The sequence below is a fragment of the Phenylobacterium sp. genome (assembly GCF_035276905.1).
Taxonomy (GTDB): Bacteria; Pseudomonadota; Alphaproteobacteria; order Caulobacterales; family Caulobacteraceae; genus Phenylobacterium.
Map to the genome: position 1 here is coordinate 1 of NZ_DATELG010000034.1, position 2526 is coordinate 2526.

The following is a 2526-nucleotide window of genomic DNA, read 5'->3' on the forward strand; positions in this document are numbered from 1 at the left end:
GAGCATCTGGACGGGCGGCTGGAGATCCTCGAATGGGCCAAGCTGCGCTCCTGGTCCTCGGTCGACCGGGCGCGGCGCGGCGCGGCGGCCCGCCCCGAGCCCCTGGCGGCCTGACGGCGTCCGATTGACACCCGTCGCGAATTGCTGACAGTGCGGCTGCCATGACGCCGCCCTCGGCCCCGCAACCCGGCGCGCGCGACCGACAGCGCGAGGTGACCCGCGAACAGATCCTGCGCGCCGTGGCCCGCCAGCTCGAGGCCGGCCAGATGGACGACCTCAGCTTCGCCGAGGTGGCGAAGGAGGCCCGCGTCGGCGAGCGCACCGTCTATCGCCACTTTCCCACCAAGGAGGCGCTGCTCGGCGCCTTCTGGTCCTGGATGCAGACCCAGGCGCAGACGCCTGTGGAGCGGCCGAGGCCGGCGCCGGGCATGCCGCGCATCCGCGAGACCATCAAGGCGGTGCGCGACGCCCATCGGCCGATGCGCATCCTTCTCGCCACCGACGCCTGGGAGCCGCAGGTCAACGGCGTGGTGCGCACGCTCACCCGCGTGGTGAAGGAGCTGCGCGACCTGGGACACACCGTCGAGGTGATCAGCCCCGACCAGTTCAAGACCTTCCCGCTGCCGACCTACGCCGAGATCAAGGTGGCGATCGGCGTCTACGAGCCGGTGCAGGAGCGCTTCAAGGCCTTCGAGCCGGAGGCGATCCACATCGCCACCGAAGGCCCGATCGGCCTGGCCGCTCGGCGCATCTGCGTCGAATGGAAGCTGCCGTTCACCACCAGCTACCACACCCGCTTCCCGGAATACGTCTCGGCCCGCCTGCCGCTGCCGCTGGCCGCCGGCTACGCCTACATGAAGTGGTTCCACAAGCCGTCCGGCCGGCTGATGGTGGCCACCCCCACCATGCGCGACGAGCTGACCCAGCACGGGTTCCGCAACATCTCGTCCTGGTCGAGGGGCGTCGACACCGAGGTCTTCCATCCGCGCGGCGAGGGCGATCCGGACGTCTTCGAGGGCCTGGCGCGGCCAATCTCGCTCTACGTCGGCCGGGTGGCGGTGGAGAAGAACATCGACGCCTTCCTGGGCCTCGACCTGCCGGGGACGAAGGTGGTGGTGGGCCCGGGCCCGCAGCTCGAAGAGCTGAAGGCCAAGTATCCCGAAGTGGTCTTTTGCGGCGCGAAGTCCGGCAAGGAGCTGTCGGCCCACTTCAACTGCGCCGACGTCTTCGTCTTTCCCTCGCTCACCGACACCTTCGGCCTGGTGATCCTGGAGGCCATGGCCTCGGGCACGCCGGTCGCCGCCTATCCGGCGCCGGGACCGATCGACATCATCCCGAACTCCGGCGCCGGCGTCTTGGCCCACAGCCCCACCGAGGGTCTCAGGGAAGCCTGCCTGGAGTGCCTGAAGCTCGACCGCAAAGCGGTCCGCCGCTTTGCCGAGCGCTTCTCCTGGCGCGCCTGCGCCGAGGACTTCGTGCGCAACCTGCAGCCCTATCCGGAACCGGAGAAGACCCGCTTCTGGCGCCGGCTGCGGAGGCTGGCGCGGGTCCGGCGCAGAAGGCCGGAAGCGGCCTGACGTTCCTCCCCCGCAAAGCGGGAGAGGAAAGGACGTCAGCCGAACCGGCCGGTGATGTAGTCGCTGGTGCGCGGGGTCGCGGGCCGCGTGAAGACCTGGTCGGTGGGGCCGAACTCGACCATCTCGCCCAGGTACATGAAGCCGGTGTAGTCGCTGATCCGCGCCGCCTGGCCCAGGTTGTGGGTGACGATGACGATGGTGTGGTCGCTCTTCAGCTGGCTGACCGTCTCCTCCAGGCGGGCCGAGGAGATCGGGTCGAGCGCCGAGGTCGGCTCGTCGAGCAGCAGCACCTCCGGGCGCACCGCCACGCCGCGGGCGACGCACAGCCGCTGCTGCTGGCCGCCGGACAGGCCGAGGCCCGAGGCGTGCAGCTTATCCTTCACCTCGTCCCAGAGGGCCGCGCGGCGCAGGGATTCCTCGACGCGGGCGTCCATGTCGGCCTTCGAGAGATTCTCGTAGAGCCGCACGCCGAAGGCCACGTTGTCGTAGACCGACATCGGGAAGGGCGTCGGCTTCTGGAACACCATGCCGACCCGCGAGCGCAGCTTCGCCAGGTCCATCCGCGGGCTCAGCAGGTTCTCGCCGTCCATCAGGATCTCGCCCTCGGCGCGCTGGCCGGGGTAGAGGGCGTACATGCGGTTGAGCGTGCGCAGCAGGGTCGACTTGCCGCAGCCGGAGGGGCCGATCAGCGCCGTCACCTGGTTGCGGGCGAAGGACACCGACACCGACTTCAGGGTGCGGGCCTTGTCGTAGAAGAAGTCGAGGTTCTTGACCGCCAGCTTGACCTGATCCTGCGGGATCGGCGCGATGCTGACGTCGAGGTTTTCGGCTTTCATCGTGTTCATGAGCGGCGGGGCTCCTGGGCGAGGGCGCGGGCCAGCACGGTCACGCCCAGGACCGCCGCGGCGATCAGGAGCGCGCCCGCCCAGGCGAGGCGGCGCCAGTCATC

2 protein-coding genes and 1 pseudogene are annotated in these 2526 nt (G+C 69.9%); 2 read left to right on the forward strand and 1 reads right to left on the reverse strand.

The annotated features are described in order from the left end of the window. Positions 1 to 161: 161 nt before the first annotated feature. Positions 162 to 353 (forward strand): annotated as a pseudogene (locus VJS38_RS01225) (helix-turn-helix domain-containing protein); the annotation flags it as partial. Between the two features lie 126 nt (positions 354 to 479). Continuing rightward, complete coding sequence (locus VJS38_RS01230; RefSeq protein ID WP_324086334.1) at positions 480 to 1577, forward strand: glycosyltransferase family 1 protein; 1098 nt, start codon at positions 480 to 482, stop codon at positions 1575 to 1577. A 35-nt stretch (positions 1578 to 1612) separates the two neighbouring features. On the opposite strand, the gene pstB is transcribed toward VJS38_RS01230, so the two are convergent. Next, positions 1613 to 2413: a phosphate ABC transporter ATP-binding protein PstB gene (gene pstB / locus VJS38_RS01235; protein WP_349254642.1), complete on the reverse strand. Its 801-nt coding sequence runs from the start codon at positions 2411 to 2413 to the stop codon at positions 1613 to 1615. Between the last annotated feature and the right edge of the window lie 113 nt (positions 2414 to 2526).